Here is a 23508-nt window from a genome sequence, read left to right on the forward strand (position 1 = left end):
CGCATTCGGAAAGGTGTGTTGTTTCATGTTTCTTATACACGCACTCATCAAGTTGATCCTGACAGCCTGGTTCCGCCCCCGCCTGACTGGCTTGCACAAAATCGACTTTTCCAAGCCGTCGATCATCATCCCGAACCATGTCTCTCTGCTTGACGCCATCCTTCTCGCCTTTTCTCTCCCCAAACAGACAACCTTTGTCGCCAATACAGAGATCGCCAAGAAGTTTTCGTTCTTTCTCCGCTTCCGAAAACATCTGGCCGTCGATCCGCTCAACCCATACTCGATTCGCCAAATGATCCGGGTGATCAAAAATGGCGAGTCGCTGGTCATTTTCCCGGAAGGCCGGATTACCACGACGGGCGGTCTGATGAAAATGTACAGCGGCGTCGGATATTTGGCGCTGCGCACAGGTGCGACGGTATACCCGATCATCATCCAAGGACTGGAACGCTCGATTTTCTCGTATTTGAAAGGCAAGCTGCGCCTCTCCTGGTTTCCGCGCGTCACGTTGTCCGTCGGAACGCCCTTTGTTTTGCACAGGCAAGAAGAGCTTTCCATTCGCGAGCAAAAAGCTGCTGCCAGCGACAAAATCCTCACAACGATGCAGCATGAGCTTTTCTTGGCGCGAAACAAGGAACACGTCAATCTTTTCAACGAGATGCTGGAGGCTGCCCGCCTCAACGGACGCAAGACGCAGATCGCCAAAGATACCGCCAGCAGCATCACCTACCGGACGCTGATTATCGGCAGCCATCTGCTCGGAAACAAGTTGAAAAAGGCGCTGGACGGAAAGCAAACCGTCGGGGTGCTGCTGCCAAATGCCATCGGCCATGTCGTCACGCTGTTTTCCCTGTTCCGCAACGGAACGACACCAGCGATTCTGAACTTTTCACTCGGGATTCGCTCCTTGCTCGATTGCTGTGAAACAGCGGGCATCGATACGGTCCTGACGTCCCGCCAGTTCATCGAAAAAGGCAAACTTGAGCACTTGATTGAAGGTATGCGGGGACAAGTGACCTTTTTATACCTGGAAGACATCAAAAATTCTGCTACCGCAGCAGATAAACTCACCGCGCTCGTTCAGGTGGCAAGCGGGAAGAAGGCGGAAGCCGCTGTCAACGAGCTGATCTTGTTCACTTCCGGCAGCGAGAGCAAACCGAAGGGTGTCATCCTGACACACGCCAACCTGTTTGCCAACATTCAGCAAGTTAGAAGCGTTATCGACCTGACGTCAAAGGATAACATTTTCAATGCGCTGCCGATGTTTCACAGCTTTGGTTTGACGGCGGGCACGCTGCTGCCAGTCATCGCCGGATTCCCTGTCTTTCTGTATCCGAGCCCGCTGCACTACAAAGTGATTTCAGAATTGTGTTACGATCAGAATATCACCATGTTGTTTGGCACATCGACATTCCTGGCCGGCTACGGAAGATATGCACATCCGTATAACTTTTACTCATTGCGCTATGTTTTCGCTGGCGCTGAAAAACTGAAAGCCGATGTACGGCAGATGTGGATGGATAAGTTCGGTATCCGCATTTTTGAAGGCTATGGGGCAACCGAGACGTCTCCGATCTTGTCGCTTAACACACCTTTGGCCAACAAGTCGGGAACCGTAGGCCGTCTCTTGCCGGGCATTGAAAGCAAGCTAGAAGCGGTGGAAGGAATCGCTACAGGTGGCCAGCTGCTTGTAAAAGGAGCGAATGTGATGAAAGGGTATCTGATTCACGGCTCCGGATTCCAGCCTGCTCCGGAATGGTACAAAACGGGGGATTTGGTGGAGATGGATGCGGATGGCTACCTCACGATCAAATCGAGGATCAAACGTTTTGCCAAAATCGGCGGCGAAATGGTCTCCCTCAATCTGGTGGAAGAGCTGGCGGCACAATGCTACGGTCACTCCGATTTTGCGGCGGTCACCGTCACCGATTCACGGAAAGGCGAAAGAGTGCTGCTCTATACCTCTGACGAAACCGTCCGCCTTGAACAGCTGCGTGCCTTTTTGGCAGAGAAGCAATACTCTCCGCTGCTTCTGCCCGCGTCCGTCCAACGGATTGAAAAATTGCCGCTTTTGGGCAGTGGAAAAACCGACTATGTCACCTTGAAACAAATCGCCGAACAAGGAATGGTGAAATCATGAAGGCACGTTTACAACCGCTGCAAGCCCTTTATTTTACCCAGTTTTTATCCGCCTTTGCCGATAACATGATCTTGTTTGTCATCAACAATTTGCTGACGGACAACGGTTTTTCACCCTCATCGCTTGCACTCGTATCGATTTCATTCTTTTTGCCTTATCTTTTTTTGGCCCCGCTTGTCGGACCTTTTGCCGACAAACATCCGAAATCATTCGTCCTGATCATCGGGAATTTGATCAAAGGGATCGGGGTTGTGGTGCTGCTGATCACCGATCACACACACATTTTGTTCTTGATGCTGGCTTACTTCACCGTGGGCGTAGGCGCGGTTGTGTACTCACCGGCCAAATACGGCATCTTGCCTGAGCTGACGGACAATGAATCCGCCTTGTTCCAAGCCAATGCCCGCATTGAAGCCTATACGATCATCGCGATTTTGGCAGGGATCGGAGGCGGTGGAACCATCGCTTCCATGACATCGCCTACCTTATCATCATTGATTTGCCTGGCGCTGTATTGCGCGTCGTTGCTCATGACCTTTTTCATTCCACGGATGCACGGAAATGAAGCGATCCGTTACGGCAAGGAAGCGCGGCGATTTTTTGCAGACGTAAACCTGTTGATGCGCAAACCGGAAACCAAGCTGTCGCTGATCGGTACCGGCTCATTCTGGATGTGCTCGGCAGTATTGCGGGTGGCGGCGCTTGCCTGGATTCCCGTCTCATTGGCCATTGACCCGAAAAGCTTTGCCGTTTCGCTGATTTTTGCCACAACCTCGATCGGGATTGTCAACGGTGCGTTTCTCGCGCCCAAGCTGATTCCACTCAACCGTTTCACCCGTTCCCTTTCGTATGGATTCGGCTTGTTTTTCCTGATCGTCTTGTTCCCGTGGTTCCATATCACGCCTGTCGCGATTTTGTTCCTGCTGATGATCGGTTTTACAGGCGGCGCGTTTATCGTACCGATGAACACCGTCCTGCAGGAAGAAGGCAAAGAAATGGTCGGTTCCGGGAAAACGATCGCCGTGCAAAATTTCATCGAAAACTTGCTGATGGTTGTCGGCTCCGGCATTTATTACATCATCGTCTACCTTGGCGTCTCTGTTACGGGTGCGATCGTTGCGCAAGGCATCGTACTCTTGCTGTTCCTGATTTACCTTCGCTTTTTCGTCAACATCCCTTCGCAGCGTCGTTATCATGTGGAGGGGAAATAGTGAATGCATGCAAAAAAGGGGCTGTCTCAAAAGTCGTTTTTTCGACTTGGAGACGCCCCTTTTTCCTTGTTGGACGAAGCAAACCCCGCTCAATCAGCGGGTTTACGAACGAGTGGATTTATTTTCGATTATGGTGGTGACCAATTCCTCCAGCGTGACATCAGCCAATATCTGCTCCATCGCTGACTGTGCGCGCAGCAATATCAGCCGCAGCACCGCTTGAATATTCGCCCCAACCAAACACTCCGGATTCGGCTCTTCATGAAAATGAAACAGTTGCCCTTCCTCCACCACTTCCACCGCACGATACACATCGAGCAGGGTAATAGCGGAAGCGTCCTTTACGAGATAAGCGCCTCCCGTGCCCGGACGTACATTCACCAAACCAGCTTTTTTCAATTGCCCTGTCAGTCTCCGGATAATGACCGGATTGGTATTGACGCTGCCCGCAATCCATTCCGACGTGCAGGGGCCGCCCGCTGAAGTCGCAAGCAACGACAAAATGTGCACACCTACGGTAAAACGGCTACTGATTTTCATACGCTTCATCCCTTCGATGCAACCATTATAGTTACAGCGCGGTCACAAAGTCAAGGTACACGCTGTTTCCAGACGATTGTACGTAAAAAAGAGGCAAGACACTCGCTTGTGCCCTGCCTCGATCGATGAATTTGCCTTCTTTTACTTCAAGTTGTTGAACGCCATAATCCAGATCGAACCCGCGATGATCGTAAATACGATCACAAGCCCCAGGATCAGCGTTTGCACATTGTAGCGCGGTTTTTCACCTTCGCGAACATGCATGAAGAAGAACAACTGGATAACGAATTGCAGAACCGCCATGACCATGATCGTGATCACGGTAGCCGTTTTGTCGAGCATTTGGTTCATGACCAGCACCAGCGGGATAATCGTCAGCACGATCGAGAGAACAAACCCGATTACATACGACTTGAGCGACCCGTGATTGTGGTGATCTCCATGGTTTTCATGTTGCGTCATCCTACATCACCCCCATCAAGTAGACGACGGTGAAGAGGAAAATCCACACGACGTCGAGGAAGTGCCAGTACAAGCTCAAGTTGGTCACTTTGCGGCGTGTAACCGGCGTGATACCGCGGCGGCCGAGCTGAATCATCAGCGCCACCATCCAGAACAAACCGACCGACACGTGAAGACCGTGCGTACCAACAAGCGTAAAGAACGCGGACAAGAAGCCGCTGGTCGCGATGGTTGCACCCTCGTGCACCATGTTGACGAACTCTGTTACCTCCAAACCGACGAAGGACAAGCCCAACACCGCTGTGACAACCAGCCAGCCGATCAGCTGTTTCACATTTCCTTTGTTCATTGCCAGCACAGCCAAACCGCTGGTGAAGCTGCTCGTCAACAGGATAAAGGTTTCGGCGATAACACCCGGCAATTCAAACAGTTCCTTGCCGGTCGGTCCACCTGCGTAGTTGTGCATCAGCACCGCATAGGTGGCAAACAAGCTGCCGAACAGAATGCAGTCGGTTACGACAAAGATCCAAAAACCAAGTACCTTAAGCTGTTCATGATCCTCATGGCCATGGTCGTGGTCGTGCCCGTGACCATGGTCATGATGTTTTGCCACTTGTTGCATTATATAACCCTCCCCAGTGAAGCTTCCGTGCTCCGCACTTCATCCACCGGTACGTAATAATCCGTATCGTATTGGAAGGAACGCGCCCACATCGACAGGGCCACGCCGATAAATCCAATCACGGCCATCCATACCCAACCAAACGTAAAGCCAAATCCGACCAGGAAGAAGAAGCAAGACATGATAAACGGAATTCCCGAGTTTTTCGGCATATGGATTGGTTCCAGATGCACAGGTTTTTTCTTGTACGTACCATTTGCCATCTCTTGTTTCGTCAGCCACCAATCATCGGCATCCTTCACTTCAGGAACGACGGCAAAGTTGTAAAACGGTGCTGGAGAAGGAATCGACCATTCCAGCGTGCGACCATTCCATGGGTCGCCTGTTGTATCGCGCTCGCCATGTTTGATGCTGTACGCGATCTGCCATACCTGGAAGATAAAGCCCGCACCCATCAAGAATGCGCCGACTGTGGAGATCAGGTTGAGGTCAGCCCAACCGCGGTCCCAGCCGTACGTATAGTAACGACGAGTCATACCCATGAAGCCAAGTGCGTATTGCGGCATGAAGCACACATAGAAACCGATATTCCAGAACCAGAAGCCCCATTGACCCAATTTCTCATCCAGCTTGAAGCCGAACAGTTTTGGCCACCAGTAGTAAATACCGGCCAGGTAACCGAACACAACCCCACCGATCAAAACTTGGTGGAAGTGGGCAATCAGGAAGTAGCTGTTGTGGTACTGATAGTCTGCCGGAGCAACCGCCAGCATGACACCCGTCGCTCCCCCTACGAGGAAGCAAGGGATGAAGGCAATCGTCCACAGCATTGGCTGTTTAAAGGATATGCGTCCACGGAACATCGTAAACAGCCAGTTGAAGATTTTCACCCCGGTCGGGATTGCAATCAGCATCGTCGAGATCGCAAAGAATACGATAACGCTCGCGTCTGTACCCATCGTGAAGAAGTGGTGGGCCCAGGTAAAGAAGGAGAAAATGGCGATACCCATCAGGGCGAAGACCATTGATTTGTAACCGAAAATCGTTTTCTTCGAGAACGTAGCCACGACTTCAGAGAAAATACCGAAGGCTGGCACAACGACGATATATACTTCCGGGTGACCCCACATCCAGATCAGGTTGAGGTACATCATCGGATTTCCTCCGCCGCCCATTGTAAAGAAGTGAGCGCCGGCAAAACGGTCGAGGAACAGCAAAGCCAACGTCACAGTCAAAATCGGGAAAGCGAAGATGATCATGACGCAGCTGGACAAAACAGACCAGCTAAACAATGGCATTTTCATCAATTTCATGCCAGGGGCACGCATTTTCAGAATGGTTACGATGAAGTTGATCCCCGTAGCCAAACTACCGATACCGGAAATCTGAATCCCCCAGATCCAGAAGTTTTGACCCGGTCCCGGACTGAAATCATTTTCTGACAGCGGCGGATACGACAACCAGCCGGCATCCGGGGAGCCCCCGATAACGAACGACAGGTTGAACAGCATTGCGCCAAGCATAAACATCCAGAAGCTGACAGCATTCAAAAACGGATACGCAACGTCGCGCGCACCGAGTTGAAGCGGAACGACCATATTGAACAAGGCAAACATCATCGGCATCGCCATGAACAAGATCATGATCGTTCCGTGTGTGGTGAAAATTGCGTTATAGTGCTCGGAATGCAGAAATTCTACATTCGGGAATGCCAACTGCGCACGCATCAGCAGGGCGTCAACCCCACCGCGGAACAGCATCAAAAGCGAGGCGATCAAGTACATGATCCCGATCCGCTTATGGTCAACGGTAGTCAGCCATTCGCGCCACAGCCAACCCCATTTTTTAAACTTGGTGAGAACGAAAACGATTGCTACCACAGTGAGACCGATGGAAACATCCGCACCGTAGATCAGTGGATCGCCTGTTACAAAGAACGTCGAGGCAAACTCTTTAATATTCTCCCACACTTGGTATTCCTCCTCCCCTTACTACTTACTCATGTCCATACCAGGCATCTGACTCATATCCATACCAGGCATCTGACTCATATCCATGCCGGGCATTTGATGGGCTTCACTTGCACTGCCTTCAGCTTTTTGATCGCCTGCAGACTGCTCTTGACTCATATGGCCATCATGACCATGGCTATATTTCATCACGATTTCTTCAAACAGACCTTTCGGGAAAGCAGAATATGTCTTCACATCAGACAAGCCAGGCTTTCTGAGCTGTTCATAATCTTGCTTGGTCATAACAGGATTGTTGGAGCTTTTCGCTTCCTTCACCCATTGATCGAATTCTGCTTGCGGCTTGGCAATTACCTTGAACTGCATATGGGCAAAATCTTTACCGGTAAAGTTGGCGCCCAATCCTTCATACTCGCCTGGTTTGTCAGCTTGCAAGTACATTTTGGTTGCCATACCGGACATCGCATAAATTTGACCGCCCAGCTCCGGTACCCAGAACGAGTTCATCGGGCCATCTGCGGACAAACGAAATTGAACAGGAACGCCAGCCGGAATTTCCAAATAGTTGACAGTTGCAATGTTTTGTTCAGGGTAAGTGAACATCCACTTCCAATCCAACGAAGTAACCTGAATCGTGATCGGTTTCACTTCCTTATTTGGCGACTCGACCAAAGCGTACGTGTCGCGAGCTGTAAAGTAACCCAAAATCGCAATAACGACGACCGGAATGCTCCACCAGATTACCTCGAGCGCTGTATTATGCGCCCATTGAGGTTTGTATGGGGCCTTGTTGTCCTTTGTATCGCGGTATCGATAAATGATAAAAGCCGTGATGACAAATACCGGAATGATGATGATTGCGCACAAGATCGTTGAAATGACGATCAGATTGTACTGTGTCTCGGCTACCGGTCCTTTCGGATTCAGGACAACATACTCACTTCCGCACCCCGACAACAGGACGCTTGCCAGCACTGCCAAGACCCAAAAAGAGATTTGTCTCAGCATTTTTCTTCCACTCATTCTCCTAGTCCCTCCTCTTTCCCAACAACTGCAAAAGCATTACAAGCCGTGGCGTAATTTCAATATAGATAAACACGAGTTACTACCGCCTCTACATGGTATCAGAGCCGTAGTTTTTTTGAACCGCTTTTTTGCTACGTTCATTATTTCGTAGCTTTTTTGTTACAAAGTGTTCACGAGTCGGTCACGAGTTGATCATAATATTGTTACGAATCTCCTCCGATGAACAATCGAATCCATTACTGGTTTCAATACCCAACTATTTTTAAAGGACTTTCCGTTCACATCCAGATCGATTTGCCTGCAAAACAAAAAACCCGGCATGCGTGCGTGCATGCCAGGTCGATTCGTCACAAAGCGTTCCTTCCATATAAAAAGAGCCTCCCATTTTTGGCTGCGCAGCGGGAGGCTCTATCGTATGTTTTTCATGCTGTTCCCTACACTTCTTTGTGTTTGAGTGTCATCAAACGGAATACTGTGCTTAAGATGAAGATATTCATGCCTGCGATCAAGAAGCCGATCGACACCATCAATGGAAAGTTGCTCGATCTGAAATCGCTTACACTGAAAGCCATTAACAAAGCACCGATGATTCCTACTGTCCAAGCCATCCATTTCAACATGTCTGCTGCTTTTCTTTCGTTATTCATCATGCAAGACCCCTTGTCCGCTTAAATTTTCGTTTTTTTCTTATGAACACATTGTAACACAATTTTCACTTGTTGTTCAATTTTTATTCAAATTTTTATTATAAATTTGTCATAATTTCTTTCGACATCCTATTGGCTGCGCTGTTGTTACTTTTTACCTTTGTGTCACATTTGTGAAAGGGTCGTTCGTTTTGTCACTTTGTGATTACTGTACAAAATAAAAAAGCCCGCCTATATTTTGGCAGACTTCCCATACGTTGCGTGGAACACTTGTGAAGGATCAATGTTTAGTTGTCTTCTGTCCGGATGATCAGCAATTTGAAGGCGGTGCTGAGCACGAAAATGTTCACACCAGCGATCAGGAAGCCGATGGACACCATGAAAGGAAGATTCGAGGAGCTGAAATCGCTTGCACTTCCGATGAGCAATAACGAACCGATTCCAATCGCGATCCATGCGAACCAGCGGAGCATCTCGGAGGCTTTCAACCCGTCATTTTGCATGTAAAATAACTCCTTCGCAGAAAATGGATTTTTCTTCCTTTTACTATATTACCACACTTCTTGGATGATGTTCACATTTTGTTCAATTATTTGTTTAAAAGTATTCACAAAATCACCTTACGTTAAAACACAATTCAGTTTGGCCCCCAAAAAAAGAAGCCGAAGAGCGGCTTCCATCGGCTCCCAATCGATTACTTGATCGGAGCCGACGCCTTCTCCTCGGCATAGTTTTGCAGACATTCCAGGAATGCTTGTCCGTATTTTTCGAACTTCGCTTCCCCGACACCTTTTACGGTAAGCATCGCACGCTTGTCTTGCGGGTTCACATTGCACAGCTCGCGCAAGGTGCTATCGTGGAAAATTACATAAGGCGGAACACCGGCCTGCTGCGAAATCGTTTTGCGCAGATCGCGCAGACGCTCGAACAAACCGTCTTCAACCTGCTGCTTGACCGGTCTCAGCATGACCTTTTGCCATACTTTCTCTTCGCCCTTCAAAACGGGGATCGCTCTTTGTGCAAGGGTCACGACCGGGAATTTGCTCTCGGTTACGCCCAAATATCCATCCGCGATCAAAAGATGAATCATATCAGCGATTTCCTTTTCGGTGAAATCCTTCATTAAGCCATAGGTAGGAAGCTTGTCAAAGCCAAACTGGCTCACCTTTTTGTTTTTCGACGCTTTGAGAACTTGCGCGATCAATGCGACCCCGAATCGCTCTCCCATCCGCTTCACACAGGAAAAGATTTTTTGCGCCTCAACGGTGATGTCGACCGGCTCTGTCGTGTCCGTGCAATTGCCGCATCGGCCGCAGACAGGGGCTGACAGGTCGCCGAAATAATGGACGATCGATTGCTGCAGGCATCTTGGCGTCCGGCAATAGTCGATCATGGCGTACAGCTTTTTGTATTCATAAGCCTTTCGATCTTCGCTCTGCTGATTTTGGTCGATGAAAAACGATTGGGTTTGGATATCTTGCGGGTGGAAAAGCAGGATGCACTCGCTCATTTCCCCGTCCCGTCCGGCACGACCGGCCTCCTGATAGTAAGCCTCCAAGTTTTTGGGCATGTTGTAATGGATCACATATCGCACGTTCGATTTGTCGATCCCCATTCCGAATGCGTTGGTGGCGATCATCGTTCGGATGTCATCATAGAGGAACGCTTCCTGGTTGCGCGCGCGCTCGGTTTCTGACAGCCCCGCATGGTATTTCGTGACCGAATATCCTCTACCCGCCAAAAAATCGTGCAGTGCATCCACCTCTTTCCGGGTCGAGGCGTAGATGATGCCCGCCTGCTGCCGGTTGGCATCCAAAAACTCTTGGACAAACGAACGCTTGTCTTCGCCTTTACGCACGGACAAAATGAGATTCTCGCGGCCAAAGCCGGTAATGTATACTTCCTCGTCGATAAGCGACAGCTGCTTGCGAATATCTTCTGTGACCTCAGGTGTAGCCGTCGCGGTCAGCGCCGCCACAATCGGCCTGACAGGAAGCGACCGGATCGCGTCCGCAACAGCGAGATAGCTCGGGCGAAAATCATGGCCCCACTGCGATACGCAATGCGCCTCATCAACCGCGATCAATGAGATCGGCAGCTCTTGGAGCAAGGCGCGGAAGCTGTCTGACTCCAGCCGCTCCGGAGCGATGTATAACAGCTTGTACTCTCCCTGGCGCGCTTTGGCAAGGCGCATCCGCACTTCTCCCAGATCGAGCGAGCTGTTGATCTGCGCAGCCGAAATCCCCATGCCGTTCAGCGCGTCGACCTGGTCTTTCATCAACGAAATCAACGGCGACACGACGATCGTAACCCCGTCGAGCACCAGCGCGGGAACCTGGTAACAAATCGATTTCCCGCCACCTGTAGGCATGATGCCGATCGTGTCTTTGCCTGCAAGCAGACTGCCGACGATTTTCTTTTGGCCCTCCCGAAAGGACGGATAGCCAAAATAACGTTTCAGGACATCCTCCGCTTTCTGTAACAAAATCGTATCACCCTTGCTTTTGCTCTTTTCCCCATCCTACTACATGACAGCGTCTTTGAAAAATAGCAACTCCCTTGAATTTTGTCCCAATCTCGCCTTTTTGCGAAAACAAAAGCGACCGGACCTTTCTTTGGTCCAGCCGCTTGCTGTCTATCATCCTATTGCGTGCTTTCTACCGTTTCTTCTACTCCGGTTGCATGCAGCTTTTCGATTGGAATGTACGGGCCATCGTAGCCGCACAGCGTTTTGAGCACGTCGAGGAAGCTGTCTACGATCACGGTTTGCCTCATTTTATAATTTGCGGGCAACCCGACGACGGTTACAACCAGCCCTTCTTCGATCTCGACATTCGTCAGCGGACCGGTCGGCGTCATGTAACAAATCAGGTCAGGTGCCATCGCCCAAATATTTGATGGTGTATTCACATACGCAAACAAGCTTTCGTTTTGATAGTTGATGACGAGCACATCGCCCGATTGGTTCTGCACCTTGACATAACCGACATCGAAACCGCCTTGCCCGGACGGCTTTTTAACCTCGATGACCCGGCCTGTCCCAAATGTGTAAGAAGGCATACCGATTGAGCGCAGGAAAGCAAGCACTTTCGGCAAAGGGTCCTGGTGGCTATCGACCGCTTGGCTGATGATTCCACCGACGTAATGTGCGAGCGTCAGCGTATTGGCAATCGTTGCGCCTGACAGCTGGCTTCCGTTGAGCGGGTACGTCGCCAAACCGCCCATCTCACCGAAGTTGGATGCTTGTACGATCGACCGTGCCAATGTTTCCATATTGGTTGCCGCACTGCTTCCTTTGATAGAAGACGTGTCGATTTCCAAAATGGTTTTGATCTGCGGATTAACAGCAGAAGGTGCGTTTACTAAAGCTGTAGGTGAAACGGGAATGTTCGCGGCGGTAAACGTGGTGTTTTCCAGCTCAGGCACAGCGCGGCCCGCCCCATCCACATCGGCAACCGGTATATTTTTGCGGACAGCTACGCCAATCGGCACCAAACTGTTGACCGGTCCGACTTCCATCGGCATAACGAAGGAAAAAGTCACCTGCATCGCTTTTTCAAGCTCATCCAATGCCAGTTTGGTAGAACCTAAATCAGTCGCTTTTTTTAATGCGGAAGGCGATCCCAACATTGCAGTTCCTGCGCCCATTTGCTGCGGCTTCACCTGTGAAGGCGAAATGATCGAGATCGGTTTGCCTTGCTGGAGAATGTCTTCGATCAATCGTTTGCCTCCGTCGATCGAGCCTCCTCCTCCGCTCCCGAAAAACGCTGCTCCCAGTACGATCTTCCACAAGTCATCTCTCGTAACCACTTGCTCTGCCTTTGCCCATTCCTGCATGTACGTCACCCATTTCATCGGATTTTGTATCTGCTAGTAACACACGGCTCGTCACCTACTATTTTACATGGGTTCCGACAAAAATTCTGTAATTGATTTCATAATTTTTCTATTATTATCGAAATTTGTGTGATTCTCTCCTAATGTGTCGATTTTAGGGCAAGCTTCGAGGAGCAAAACAGCTGAAATCGGGCAATGCCAGACAGACCGATGCGAATCCGGTGGTCAACCACACAGATAAGGACCAGACCATGTAGGAATAACGCCATTCATAAAAAACCCGAGCTGTCACTCATCGGCAGCCCGGGTTTTTCCGTTTGGCAGGCTAGCGTCCCCGTTTTGGAGATGAACTCCGACCGGGCCGGCGAGCGCTGCCTTGCATTGGTTTTTGATTAGGTTTCCCAGCAACATTTCTGCTTTGTCTGGAAGGCGGGGAAAGTTGGCCTTTTTGACGAGAACTTTTGCCGTCGCTCCCGTACGGTCTGCTGCTTGTGCGCGTTTGTCCGTTGTCTTCACCGGACCGACCGCCGTGCCGTTGCCGCTTGTTGCCCGCCTCCGCCGATCTGCCGCTTGTGCGGGCTTTGTTATCGCCTATCTCCTGCATTCCATCCATCATTTTTCGTTTGATCGACTGCCCGATTCCCGCTTCAATCAGCTGCAAAAACATCTGGTCTTTTTGCGCCACCAGCGTGATGGCAAGCCCTTTTCCGCCTGCCCGGCCCGTGCGCCCGATGCGGTGAATGTAGCTTTCCACGTCATGCGGAATGTCGTAATTGAAAACGTGCGTAACGCCATCGACATCGAGCCCGCGGGCAGCGACATCGGTTGCGACCAGCAGCTGGATGTCGGCATCACGGAAGCGCTGCATCACTTGCTCCCGCTTGGCCTGCGACAAATCGCCGTGCAGCTCGTCGGAATGGTACCCACGCTCCTGCAGGGCTGCGTTGAGTTTGCTCGCCCGGCGAATCGTGCGGCAAAAGATGATCGCCAAATAAGGGCGGTACATGTCAATCAAGCTGCACAAGGCGGACTGCTTGGCCCGATCCGTTGTTTCCACCACGACCTGCTTGATATCCTTCACCGTAACGGTTTTGCCCCGTACCTGAACTTCCTCTGGCGAACGCATGAACTTGGTCGCCAATTCGCGGATCGGCTCGGGCAGCGTAGCGGAAAACAGCATCGTCTGCCGCGTGGCGGGCGTCGCTTCGAGCAGTTGCTCGACTTCACCCAAAAAGCCCATGTGCAGCATTTGGTCCGCCTCGTCGAGCACCAGCATGTTCACATCGGAAAGAGTGATCGTGCCGCGTCGCAAATGATCGAGCAAGCGCCCCGGTGTCCCGATCACAACATGGACGCTGCCTTCCAACTGCCTCATTTGCTGTTCGACATCATGGCCTCCATACACCGGCAGAACATGGATGTCCGCTACATCGGCAACCAGCTTTTTGGCCTCCGCCGTGGTTTGGAGAGCCAGCTCCCGCGTCGGCGACACAATCAGCGCTTGAATCCGCTTGCTTTGCGGATCGACCTTCTCCAGAATCGGCAAAAGAAAGGCCAATGTTTTCCCCGTCCCCGTCTGGGCTTCCGCGATGACATCGCGCCCGGCAAGAACAAGCGGAATGGTCCGATCCTGAACCGGCGTCGGTTCGAGAATGCCATAATCGCGCAGCGTATGGACAAACTCGGTGCGAATCCCTACCTTTTGAAATTTGTTCAACGTATCCATCGTATGAAAAGCGATCCCTCTCTTTAGACGGCTTGCCGTCTCGCTTGGACGTTCCTTGAAATGATTGGCTTATTATATCACAGTTTCCGTTTTCGATTATATCCGGCATCCTTAGAAACGAGACATCGCTGCCCATACGCGGATTCCCCCATGCAGTTGATCGCCAAAAGGCAACGACCCGCCTGCCATCGGCGATGACAGTGATCATCACTCATGCACCTGGGCCGCCAGTGCTTGTATAGATCACATTCCACAGCCAACCACCTTTTTACGCAACAAAAAAACGGAGGCGTCATGAACGGCTCCGTTTTATTACATGCGAAAAAAAACGCTATAGTATTAGCATCCTGCTTATGGTACAATTAGAAAACGATCGCTTACAGCCCATCTAAACAGACTGTATCTATCCAAAATAATTGTACCACAATGGATGAGCTGTTGTCAAACCCTTTGATTACGAAAAGGAGTGATTCCGTGAGCACGGACGGACAAGAATTGCGTCAGGAACAGACGCGGCTTGATCAGGTAATGATTGAGATCGACAATCAAATCATTACGCTTCAGCAGAATGTGACCGACATAAAAACCGATATTGTCGAAATCCGCCGGAATTTCTGGGACGATGTGACCGTCAATTTCGATGACGCACATGAAGCGGCGGAAACATACGCGAGCATGAAGCAGCAAGCGGAAGTGCTTTCAGAGCGGGAACGCACTCATCGGCACGCACAAAAGCAGCTCAAAACACTTCAGCGGCTCAAGCTCTCCCCCTATTTCGGTCGGATCGACTTGCTTGAAGATGGCGAGGTGTCGTCCGAACAGATTTACCTCGGCATCGCGTCGCTTCTCGATGACCAGGATGAGCAATTTCTTGTATACGACTGGCGTGCACCTGTCGCCAGCCTTTATTACGATTATTCGCCTGGACCGGTGGAATACGAGACGCCCGGCGGCACCATTTCCGGCAAGATGGAACTGAAACGCCAGTTTATCATCCGAGAGGGACACATTCGCAGCATGTTCGACACTGGTGTGACAATCGGCGATGAGCTGCTGCAGGAAGTGCTGGGCAAACAATCGGATTCCCAGATGAAAAGCATCGTCGCAACCATTCAGCGCGAACAAAACCGGATCATCCGCAATGAACGAAGCCGCCTGCTCATCGTGCAGGGAGCGGCAGGCAGCGGCAAAACATCAGCCGCGCTCCAACGCGTCGCTTATTTGCTGTATCGTTACCGGGATACGCTGCAAGCCGAACAAATCGTCCTTTTCTCACCCAATCCGCTGTTTAACAGCTATATCTCTACCGTGCTGCCTGAGCTGGGCGAGAAAAACATGCAGCAGACGACGTTTCATGAATATCTCGAGCATCGGCTCGGCAGTACGTTCGAGCTGGAGGACCCTTTCACCCAGCTTGAATATGTTCACACCGCCATGCACGACCCACATTACAAAACACGCGTTACTGCGATTCAATATAAAGCCTCGCTTCCGTTCATGCGGACGATCGACCGCTATCTCGAAACGCTTGGCAAAGCAAACATGCGATTTAAAGATATTCGTTTTCGTGATCGCACGCTGATTGCTGCGGACACGATCGCCCAACGGTTCTATTCGCTTGATCCGTCGCTTGCGATCCCGAACCGCATGAGGCTGCTTGCGGAATGGCTGCTTGGCGAATTGAAAGAAATTGCCCGCCGGGAACGCAATAAGCCATGGGTCGAAGATGAGCTTGAGCTTTTGGATAACGAAGATTTTCACCGTGTCTACAAACAGCTGCAAAAGAAAAAACGCATGTCCGGCGCAACGTTTGACGACTATGAAATGGAACGGAAGCTGCTTGCGGCCTCTGTCATCAACGAGCATTTTGCGCCGATCGGGACCGAGGTAAAGCGGCTTGGCTTCATTGACATGCCGGCTGTGTATCAGCAGTTGTTTACGCTTGCCAAGTCCGAACAATCCACTGTGGCTGTCGAGGCTGCACCTGTTCAATGGGATGCGATCTGTTCACACACGCTAGAAAAACTGGGCAAAGCCCAGCTCGCCTATGAGGACGCGACGCCTTATTTGTATTTGAAAGAAAGAATCGAGGGCTTTCATACCAACACCTCGGTCAGACACGTATTCATCGATGAAGCGCAAGATTATTCGCCTTTTCAGTTCGCCTTTCTCAAAAAACTGTTTCCTTACGCGAAAATGACTGTTTTGGGCGATCTGAATCAAGCGATCTATGCGCATGTGCGGGCTGATGCCAGCCTCGATCAATTTTCCACGTTCTTTGGCGCCGATGAGACAGAGACCATCATTTTGACGCGAAGCTACCGCTCTACCCGCCCGATCGTCGAGCTGACGAGAAGATTGATCGATGGAGGGGAAGCGATTGAGCCATTCAACCGGGATGGTCAAAAGCCGACGCTGACTGTAACCGCATCGCCTGAAGAACATGCGGCCAAAATCAAAGAGCGGATTTTGGCGCTGCAAAAGTCCGGTCATCGGACCATCGCGGTGATCGGCAAAACCGCGCAGGAAAGCCAAGCGGCATATGATCTCTTGGCACGCGAACTGCCGATCCGATTGATTGAGAAGGAAACCGTGTCCTTTGAGCCAGGTACGCTTGTCATCCCCGCTTATCTGGCGAAGGGAGTGGAATTCGATGCCGTGATCATCTATGACGCATCCGCTGCGCAATACAGCCGCGAGGAGGAGCGGAAGCTTTTTTACACCGCGTGCACGCGCGCCATGCATGAGCTGCATCTCTGCTCGCTGGGTCAAATAAGCCCGTTTCTTGAAGCGCTTCCGAGCGAATGTTACGTTCGCGAACAGTAACGGCAAAAAGCCGCCAGAGGCAAGGATTCCTAGCCTCTGACGGCTTTTTCGCTATGCTTGGGCACGAGTGGCGGCAGTTGCCTTTTTGCGATGAACCATAAGGAAGTAGCAGAGAATCGCGCCGACATCGGCGATTGCGATGACGACGCCCATCGGTACTGCCGTATGGCTTCCGCCGATCCCTACAAGCGGAGCGACCAGTCCGCCGAAAATAAAGGAAAGCACGCCAATGAGCGCGGATGCGCTTCCCGCATTTTTACCCTGGCTTTGCATCGACAAGGCAAAGCTTGTGGTCGATACGATCCCAACGCACGAAACGACTACAAACAGCGGCGGCAAGAAGACCGCCAGGCTGGCACCGGTCAGGATCGTAATGAGCAACGTAACACCGCCGACAGCAGCCAGCGTGAGACCGGTGACCAAGAGCTTGGTTTCGCTGATCCGGCCGGCTAACCGTCCCGTCACCTGGCCCGCAATGATGATTCCCACGCCATTGATGGCGAACATCAAGCTGAACGTCTGGGCAGATACGCCGAAATAGTCTTGCAGCACAAAGGGCGACCCGGAAATATACGCGAACATCGCGGCTGAAACAAGCCCCTGGGACAATGCATAGCCCATGAAAAGCCGGTCGCCGAGCAAGCCTTTGAACGTGCGCAGCGTATTGGTAAGACCGCCTTTGGAACGGCTGGCGGCGGGCAATGTTTCCGGCAGCCCAAACAATACGACAAAAAACATCAGCAGGCCGATCAGGCACAATACGTAAAATACGCCCTCCCACGGGGTCACCCGCAGCAGTTGGCCCCCGGCGATCGGGGCCAGAATAGGCGCTGCCCCGTTAATCAGCATCAAGAGGGAGAAAAACTTGGTCAATTCCGATCCTGAATACATGTCGCGGACAACCGCGCGTGAAATGACGATTCCGGCCGAACCGGCAGCGCCTTGAACGAACCGCAGCAAAATCAGGCTCCAAATCGACGGTGCGAATGCGCACAGCAGCGATGCAGCGGCGTAAACGATCAGTCCGATCAACAGCGGTTTCCGGCGGCCGCGCACATCGCTGATCGGCCCCGCGAACAGCTGTCCAAGCGCCAGCCCCAGCAAGCATGCCGTCAAGCTGAACTGCACGAGCGAAGCGCTGGTGTGCAGCTCGTCGGCAATCACCGGGAAAGCTGGCAAATACATATCGAGCGAAAGCGGTCCGAATGCAGACAGCGAACCCAAAATGATCGCCATCCACAGCCTGCGGGAACGGGCTGTCGCAACGGATGCGGCCTCGATTCCATCCGCAAGATTGCTCATGGTTTTTCCTCCCCTTCCTTCTCTCTATCAATGGTGTAACTATTTTAGTTACACAAAAGTTGTTTCGTCAAGTTTATTTTCCTGTCAAACGCTCCAACATTCGATAACGAATTCAATTGACAGCATCCGGGCATCCCTGTAAAATCTTCTGTGATTCATTACATATTGCTCCTATCAAAATAGAAGGAAATACGATCAAATGACATTGAAACCTATCGCTGTTTGTTTTTATCTTGCGCTCGCTTACTGGCTATCTTCCGTAAATCCCATGCTGAAAATGTTTTTCTTTCCAACCTTGGCGGCAATCGCATTCTTTTTCATGAGCCGCGTCAATCAAATGAAGGAATTGTTCACCATCAGCGCTGCTGCCATTGCCGCTTCTCTGATCGGAAGCATCTTCTTTTTCATCGATCCAGGCGTGTTTTCCTTTTTGTTTGCCAGCCTGATTACGATCTCGCTGATCCTTTATTATAAAATTACGGCTGCCCCCGTCCTTGCTGTCGCGGTCATCCCCTTCTTTGCTCACCCTACGATGATGTGGCTCTTTCCGCTCTCCCTTAGCGTAACACTCGCTGGCTTGATCGCTGTATTGTGGATGTGCCAGAAGCTGGAGACACAGTTTGGCAAACTGCTTGCATTCAGCGCCAAAAAGAATGTTGCCAACGAAGAGCTTTCCTACGATTAGGTCAAGCCTGACTTTTGGCGCAAAAACCCTTCCCATCGCACTCGCATGCATGAAAAGGGTTCTTTTTTTTGCCTTTCTTCTATTTAATACCTGCAGAAATTTCTTTCACCATTTCCGCGACCGAGATCAGTCCGCCGCCGGACAGGTACCAATAGTTCGGATCAAGGTAGACGATGCGGCCGTTTTTCGCTGCATTTGTTTTTTTGGTCAAATCGTTTTCAATCGTTTGCTTGCCGGATGGCGCGCTCTTATCGGACTTGACTGCTGCTCCGCGATCGATGACGAAGAGGTAATCCGGGTTTTTCTCTGCGATATATTCTGCCGTAACGCTTTGGCCATGCGTGGATGCCTCGATTTTTTCATCGGATTGCGCAAATCCGAGTACATCATGGATGATTCCAAAACGGGAGCCTGCGCCATACGCGCTGATCTTGCCTTCATTCGCGAGAACAACCAGCGCTTTTCCGCTTGCAGCGGCTTTATCGTGAACCGCTTTGATCTCGTCGTTGATTTTCGCCAGTTCCGCATCCACTTCTTTTTCTTTGCCGAAAATTTCGCCCAGCGTTTTCATGTTTGCTGCAAACGAGTCCATATACTTGGTCGTGTCTACGGCGAGGAAGATGGTTGGCGCGATTTTGTTCAACTCTTCATACTTGTCTTGTGCACGGCCGGAGATGAAAATGACATCCGGCTTGATCTCGTTCAATTTCTCAAAATCCGGTTCAAACAATGTACCTGCATTGACATACTTGCTGTCCTTGTACTTTTCCAGGTAGCTTGGCAAGCTGCTTTGCGGGACGCTTGTTACTTCCACGCCCAGCTTATCCAGAGAGTCGAGAACACCGTAATCGAATACAACGACTTTTTGCGGGTTCTTTTTCAGTTTGGCTTCACCCAATTTATGCTTGATCGTCAATTCTTCCGGTGCTGGTGTTGCCGCCTCTTTTGGGGCTTCTGTTTGCGCTGCCGGCGCTTGTGCGCCATTGGTGCCAGAGCCGCATGCTGCCGCGATGATTGCCATAGCAACCATTACGATGAATAGGAGCATTTTTTTATTCACTTTGATTCACCTCAATAAAAGTATTGTTGTTGTAAAATTAGCGGAACAGCCTGCTAGCCGGCTACTCTGCTAACTTCAACCAGGCTTGCATGACGCTTTACGAAAAGTAGACGCAAATCTTTTTTTCGTCGATCTCCTCGATCTGGATGTCCATATCGTAGACCTCTTTCAAAACCGGAGAAGCGATGATCTCTTCTGTCGGCCCTTCCTGCACGATCTTGCCGTCTTTGAGCGCGACGATATAGTCGGAATAGCAAGAGGCGAAATTGATGTCGTGAATCACGATGACGATCGTTTTGCCCAGCTCATCGACCAGACGGCGCAGCACCTTCATGATTTGCACCGAGTGCTTCATGTCGAGATTGTTCAACGGTTCGTCGAGCAGGATATATTCCGTATCCTGGGCCATGACCATCGCAATGTACGCGCGCTGCCTTTGCCCGCCGCTCAATTCGTCCAAATACTTGTGCTGAATGTCTTCCAGCTCTATGTAGCGGATCGCAGCGTCGACATAGCGCGTATCCTCTTTCGTCAGCTTGCCTTGCGAATACGGGAAGCGGCCGAAGCGCACAAGCTCACGGATGGTAAGACGGAGCGTGATGTGGTTGGACTGCTTCAGGATGGAAATCTTTTTGGCCAGCTCGCTGCTTTTGCACGCGGAGATTTCCTGGCCTTCCAAGCGAATGCTGCCGCTGTCTTTTGTGATCAGACGGCTGATCATGGAGAGCAGCGTGCTTTTCCCCGCACCGTTTGGCCCGATGAAGGACGTAATTTTGCCCTTGGCGATCGTGAGCGACACATCTTCGATCACATATTTGCTGCCGTATTTTTTGGAAACATGTTTGACCTCTACCATGATTGATTCTCCTTTAACAAAAGGTAGATAAAGTAAACACCGCCTACAAAATTGACAATGACGCTCAGCGTTGTTGCGAAGGTGAACACTCTTTCGACAATCAGCTGCCCTCCAACCAAAGCGATGATGCTGACCAGGATGGAACAGAGAATCAAAGCGTTGTGCCGATACGTTTTCAGGAGTTGATGCGCAACGTTGGCGACCAGCAGCCCCAGGAATGTGATCGGGCCGACAAGCGCCGTCGCGATCGAAACAAGGATGGTGATGACGATCAAGAGCCGCTTGACGACATGGTCATAATTGACCCCCAAATTGACAGCCTGCTCCCGACCGAGCGCCAGCACATCGAGATATTTGGCATACCGCATGAAGTAAAGCGTGGTGCCCAGCATACCGACTGCGGCAATCGCCAAAATGTTGGTATTGATGTTATTGAAGCTGGCGAACATCTTGCCTTGCAGCGAACTGAACTCGTTGGGGTCGATCAGCACCTCCATAAAGGTCGCCATGCTCTGAAACAAGGTCCCCATAATCAAGCCGATCAACAGCAGGAAGTAAATGTTTTGCCCTTCTCGCCGGAACAAAATTTTGAACAAAAGTCCTGAAAACAGCACCATCAGCGCAACCGACAAAATGAAATTAAGGTGGCTGTTGTACATCGTGATGCTGGCCGAACCAAAGACAAAGATGACAAACGTCTGGAAAAAGAGATAGAGCGAATCCAGCCCGATGATGCTCGGGGTCAAAATCCGGTTGTTCGTAATGGTTTGAAACACCATGGTGGAAAAGGCGATGGCACCGCCGGTAAGAATCATCGCCACTATTTTCTTCGTCCGCCGCGGCAGCACATAGTCCCAGTTTCCGTTTGCATTGATCAACAGGAAGGTCGCGATCAAAGCCACGGCAATGCCGACAAGAATCCAAATCTTCGTTTTCATCACGCATATGCCTTTCTTTTCATGAGTAAGAAAATGAAAATGCCGCTTCCGATGACGCCGACGGTCAGACCGATCGGGACCTCGTATGGATAAATGATGATGCGGCCCAGTATGTCGCAAAAGAGGACGAAGATAGCTCCCAGCAATGCGGTATGTGAAAGGGTTTTTTTCAGGTTATCGCCTTGGTACAGCGTGACGATGTTCGGAATGATCAGCCCGAGGAACGGGATCGTCCCTACGGTTAAAATGACGACAGAAGAGACGAGCGCGACCAGCACAAGGCCGATATTGACGACAAGCTTGTAGTTCAGCCCCAAATTGACCGAAAACTCCTCTCCCATCCCGGCCACCGTAAACCGATCGGCATACAGATACGAAATGACCAGCAGCGGGATGCTGATATACAGCAGCTCATAGCGCCCCTTGAGAATCATGGAAAAATCGCCCTGCAGCCAGGAAGACATGTTTTGAATCAGGTCATACTTGTAAGCAAAAAAAGTGGTGATGGAACCGACGACATTCCCATACATCAGCCCGACCAGCGGAATGAAAATCGTGTCTTTGAACTTGATGCGATCGAGGATTTTCATAAATACGAATGTTCCCAACAGCGCGAAAATAAAGGCGACGGTAATTTTTTGGATCGTCGTCGCGCTGGTGAAAAGCAGCATGGCGATCAAGATCCCGAAGCGGGCCGAATCCATCGTTCCGGCTGTCGTCGGAGAAACGAATTTGTTCCGGGTCAGCTGCTGCATGATCAATCCGATCACGCTCATGCTCACTCCGGCAATCACGATGCTGATCAATCGCGGAATTCTACTGATCCACAAAACCTGTGTCTTATCCTCACTCAAATTGAACAAATCGAGCGGGGATATGTCCTTCACACCGATAAACAGCGAAATCAGAGATAAAAGAATCAGGAGCGGAACCAAATATCTTGTTTTCATAGCTCTTCCTTACTTCTCCTCATCCAGAGGAATGAATTTCTATTCGGTAATGATTCTCATTATCATATAAACCGACAGTTATGATTATAATCATGTCGTCCGGAATAATCAATAATCATTTGTGTCGTTACCTGTATGTCTGGCAAGTTCGCCCGGATGATTGTTCGTTCGATGAATACGGGGGTAAAAAAAACCATTGGACGATAGGAGCCCAATGGTTTTTTCGCTGTTATGAATGGGACACCGGCAGTCGCGGCACTTCCTTCAGCGGCTGTCCCTGTTTATAGTAAAGCGATGGATTCAAGATGATGAAGAAGATGTGCACGTTGGCAAAACCATGCTCCTCAAGCAGCTGGTTCATCATGGCAGCGATCGCATCGTGTACTTGCTGCTCGCGTTGAAACATGAAAATTTCCAGCGAGAGCGGCGTCTTATTGATCGCCTCCACCTGTAAAAGCTCAAGCTTGACGATCTCCTCCGGAATGTTGGCGATCGCCGCAAAGCGTTCGATCATTTGCGGAGCCACAGCCGTGAGCCTTTCTTTGTCAAAGCCTTTAAAACGTAAAAACGGCATGTTAATTCCTTCTTTGCTGTATAATTGTCATGCTATCTATTTTGATACCTTTAATTAAAAATCATTTTACTGAAGGAAGCCAGTTAAAATTTTTTACAGCTGCACTTCGTGACATCCTGAACGAAAAAAGCCGATG

General features: G+C 50.6%; 20 protein-coding genes. 5 read left to right on the forward strand and 15 right to left on the reverse strand.

The window, feature by feature from the left end:
- Positions 1-25 precede the first annotated feature (25 nt).
- Positions 26-2140 carry an AMP-binding protein gene (locus tag ACTID9_RS27975; RefSeq protein WP_441068815.1) on the forward strand — a complete coding sequence of 705 codons (2115 nt, stop codon included), beginning with the start codon at positions 26-28 and terminating at the stop codon, positions 2138-2140.
- Positions 2137-3351 carry a lysophospholipid transporter LplT gene (gene lplT, locus ACTID9_RS27980; RefSeq protein ID WP_441068817.1) on the forward strand — a complete coding sequence of 405 codons (1215 nt, stop codon included), beginning with the start codon at positions 2137-2139 and terminating at the stop codon, positions 3349-3351. The genes ACTID9_RS27975 and lplT overlap by 4 nt, the downstream gene beginning before the upstream one ends.
- A gap of 102 nt (positions 3352-3453) precedes the next feature.
- Here the strand turns inward: lplT and ACTID9_RS27985 are convergent, their stop codons facing one another.
- From ACTID9_RS27985 to qoxA, 5 genes are all read right to left on the reverse strand, one after another.
- Complete coding sequence (locus ACTID9_RS27985; RefSeq protein ID WP_441068819.1) at positions 3454-3891, reverse strand: Rrf2 family transcriptional regulator; 438 nt, start codon at positions 3889-3891, stop codon at positions 3454-3456.
- Positions 3892-4032: 141 nt separating this feature from the next.
- The gene (cyoD, locus tag ACTID9_RS27990; RefSeq protein ID WP_441068821.1) at positions 4033-4353 is read right to left on the reverse strand and encodes a cytochrome o ubiquinol oxidase subunit IV; all 321 of its coding nucleotides are present in this window, start codon (positions 4351-4353) and stop codon (positions 4033-4035) included.
- Position 4354: 1 nt separating this feature from the next.
- On the reverse strand, positions 4355-4975 hold the full coding sequence (gene cyoC / locus ACTID9_RS27995) for a cytochrome o ubiquinol oxidase subunit III (protein ID WP_441068823.1): 621 nt from the start codon (positions 4973-4975) through the stop codon (positions 4355-4357).
- The gene (locus tag ACTID9_RS28000) at positions 4975-6945 is read right to left on the reverse strand and encodes a cbb3-type cytochrome c oxidase subunit I (protein WP_441068825.1); all 1971 of its coding nucleotides are present in this window, start codon (positions 6943-6945) and stop codon (positions 4975-4977) included. The genes cyoC and ACTID9_RS28000 overlap by 1 nt, the downstream gene beginning before the upstream one ends.
- A 21-nt stretch (positions 6946-6966) precedes the next feature.
- Positions 6967-7968 carry a cytochrome aa3 quinol oxidase subunit II gene (gene qoxA / locus ACTID9_RS28005; RefSeq protein ID WP_441068828.1) on the reverse strand — a complete coding sequence of 334 codons (1002 nt, stop codon included), beginning with the start codon at positions 7966-7968 and terminating at the stop codon, positions 6967-6969.
- 498 nt (positions 7969-8466) lie between these two features.
- Here qoxA and ACTID9_RS28010 point away from each other — a divergent pair, with 498 nt between their 5' ends.
- The gene (locus ACTID9_RS28010) at positions 8467-8643 is read left to right on the forward strand and encodes a hypothetical protein (RefSeq protein WP_441068830.1); all 177 of its coding nucleotides are present in this window, start codon (positions 8467-8469) and stop codon (positions 8641-8643) included.
- A 262-nt stretch (positions 8644-8905) separates the two neighbouring features.
- On the opposite strand, the gene ACTID9_RS28015 is transcribed toward ACTID9_RS28010, so the two are convergent.
- From ACTID9_RS28015 to ACTID9_RS28030, 4 genes are all read right to left on the reverse strand, one after another.
- Positions 8906-9121, reverse strand: coding sequence for a hypothetical protein (locus ACTID9_RS28015; protein WP_441068832.1), 216 nt, complete (start codon positions 9119-9121; stop codon positions 8906-8908).
- A gap of 191 nt (positions 9122-9312) precedes the next feature.
- Complete coding sequence (gene recQ, locus ACTID9_RS28020; RefSeq protein ID WP_441068834.1) at positions 9313-11103, reverse strand: DNA helicase RecQ; 1791 nt, start codon at positions 11101-11103, stop codon at positions 9313-9315.
- A gap of 158 nt (positions 11104-11261) precedes the next feature.
- Entirely contained in the window at positions 11262-12473 is a 1212-nt protein-coding gene (locus ACTID9_RS28025; protein ID WP_441068836.1) for a DUF917 domain-containing protein, read from the reverse strand.
- A 307-nt stretch (positions 12474-12780) separates the two neighbouring features.
- The gene (locus tag ACTID9_RS28030) at positions 12781-14172 is read right to left on the reverse strand and encodes a DEAD/DEAH box helicase (RefSeq protein ID WP_441068838.1); all 1392 of its coding nucleotides are present in this window, start codon (positions 14170-14172) and stop codon (positions 12781-12783) included.
- A 483-nt stretch (positions 14173-14655) separates the two neighbouring features.
- Between ACTID9_RS28030 and helD the strand changes: the two genes are divergently transcribed.
- Positions 14656-17007, forward strand: coding sequence for an RNA polymerase recycling motor HelD (gene helD, locus ACTID9_RS28035; protein ID WP_441068840.1), 2352 nt, complete (start codon positions 14656-14658; stop codon positions 17005-17007).
- A 51-nt stretch (positions 17008-17058) separates the two neighbouring features.
- Here the strand turns inward: helD and ACTID9_RS28040 are convergent, their stop codons facing one another.
- Positions 17059-18309, reverse strand: a complete 1251-nt coding sequence (locus tag ACTID9_RS28040) for a multidrug effflux MFS transporter (protein WP_441068842.1) — start codon at positions 18307-18309, stop codon at positions 17059-17061.
- Positions 18310-18508: 199 nt separating this feature from the next.
- Between ACTID9_RS28040 and ACTID9_RS28045 the strand changes: the two genes are divergently transcribed.
- Positions 18509-18994, forward strand: a complete 486-nt coding sequence (locus ACTID9_RS28045; protein WP_441068844.1) for a hypothetical protein — start codon at positions 18509-18511, stop codon at positions 18992-18994.
- Positions 18995-19073: 79 nt separating this feature from the next.
- Here the strand turns inward: ACTID9_RS28045 and ACTID9_RS28050 are convergent, their stop codons facing one another.
- The 5 genes from ACTID9_RS28050 to ACTID9_RS28070 all read right to left on the reverse strand — a co-directional run bounded on the left by ACTID9_RS28050 (position 19074) and on the right by ACTID9_RS28070 (position 23372).
- Entirely contained in the window at positions 19074-20054 is a 981-nt protein-coding gene (locus tag ACTID9_RS28050) for a siderophore ABC transporter substrate-binding protein (RefSeq protein ID WP_441068846.1), read from the reverse strand.
- A gap of 97 nt (positions 20055-20151) precedes the next feature.
- The gene (locus ACTID9_RS28055; protein WP_441068848.1) at positions 20152-20910 is read right to left on the reverse strand and encodes an iron ABC transporter ATP-binding protein; all 759 of its coding nucleotides are present in this window, start codon (positions 20908-20910) and stop codon (positions 20152-20154) included.
- The gene (locus ACTID9_RS28060) at positions 20904-21848 is read right to left on the reverse strand and encodes an iron chelate uptake ABC transporter family permease subunit (RefSeq protein ID WP_441068850.1); all 945 of its coding nucleotides are present in this window, start codon (positions 21846-21848) and stop codon (positions 20904-20906) included. The genes ACTID9_RS28055 and ACTID9_RS28060 overlap by 7 nt, the downstream gene beginning before the upstream one ends.
- Positions 21848-22798 carry an ABC transporter permease gene (locus ACTID9_RS28065; RefSeq protein WP_441068852.1) on the reverse strand — a complete coding sequence of 317 codons (951 nt, stop codon included), beginning with the start codon at positions 22796-22798 and terminating at the stop codon, positions 21848-21850. Before ACTID9_RS28065 ends, ACTID9_RS28060 begins: the two co-directional genes overlap by 1 nt.
- A 229-nt stretch (positions 22799-23027) precedes the next feature.
- The gene (locus tag ACTID9_RS28070) at positions 23028-23372 is read right to left on the reverse strand and encodes a DUF1904 family protein (protein ID WP_441068854.1); all 345 of its coding nucleotides are present in this window, start codon (positions 23370-23372) and stop codon (positions 23028-23030) included.
- Positions 23373-23508 lie beyond the last annotated feature (136 nt).

Origin of the sequence: Brevibacillus fluminis (assembly GCF_052072235.1) — a bacterium.
GTDB lineage: Bacteria > Bacillota > Bacilli > Brevibacillales > Brevibacillaceae > Brevibacillus_D > Brevibacillus_D fluminis_A.

Coding starts and splice junctions, on each gene's coding strand:
- ACTID9_RS27975 (WP_441068815.1), top strand. CDS start 26: ATGTTTCTTATACACGCACTCATCAAGTTGATCCTGACAGCCTGGTTC.
- lplT (WP_441068817.1), top strand. CDS start 2,137: ATGAAGGCACGTTTACAACCGCTGCAAGCCCTTTATTTTACCCAGTTT.
- ACTID9_RS27985 (WP_441068819.1), bottom strand. CDS start 3,891: ATGAAAATCAGTAGCCGTTTTACCGTAGGTGTGCACATTTTGTCGTTG.
- cyoD (WP_441068821.1), bottom strand. CDS start 4,353: ATGACGCAACATGAAAACCATGGAGATCACCACAATCACGGGTCGCTC.
- cyoC (WP_441068823.1), bottom strand. CDS start 4,975: ATGCAACAAGTGGCAAAACATCATGACCATGGTCACGGGCACGACCAC.
- qoxA (WP_441068828.1), bottom strand. CDS start 7,968: ATGAGTGGAAGAAAAATGCTGAGACAAATCTCTTTTTGGGTCTTGGCA.
- ACTID9_RS28010 (WP_441068830.1), top strand. CDS start 8,467: ATGCCTGCGATCAAGAAGCCGATCGACACCATCAATGGAAAGTTGCTC.
- ACTID9_RS28015 (WP_441068832.1), bottom strand. CDS start 9,121: ATGCAAAATGACGGGTTGAAAGCCTCCGAGATGCTCCGCTGGTTCGCA.
- ACTID9_RS28025 (WP_441068836.1), bottom strand. CDS start 12,473: ATGAAATGGGTGACGTACATGCAGGAATGGGCAAAGGCAGAGCAAGTG.
- ACTID9_RS28040 (WP_441068842.1), bottom strand. CDS start 18,309: ATGAGCAATCTTGCGGATGGAATCGAGGCCGCATCCGTTGCGACAGCC.
- ACTID9_RS28045 (WP_441068844.1), top strand. CDS start 18,509: ATGACATTGAAACCTATCGCTGTTTGTTTTTATCTTGCGCTCGCTTAC.
- ACTID9_RS28055 (WP_441068848.1), bottom strand. CDS start 20,910: ATGGTAGAGGTCAAACATGTTTCCAAAAAATACGGCAGCAAATATGTG.
- ACTID9_RS28060 (WP_441068850.1), bottom strand. CDS start 21,848: ATGAAAACGAAGATTTGGATTCTTGTCGGCATTGCCGTGGCTTTGATC.
- ACTID9_RS28065 (WP_441068852.1), bottom strand. CDS start 22,798: ATGAAAACAAGATATTTGGTTCCGCTCCTGATTCTTTTATCTCTGATT.
- ACTID9_RS28070 (WP_441068854.1), bottom strand. CDS start 23,372: ATGCCGTTTTTACGTTTTAAAGGCTTTGACAAAGAAAGGCTCACGGCT.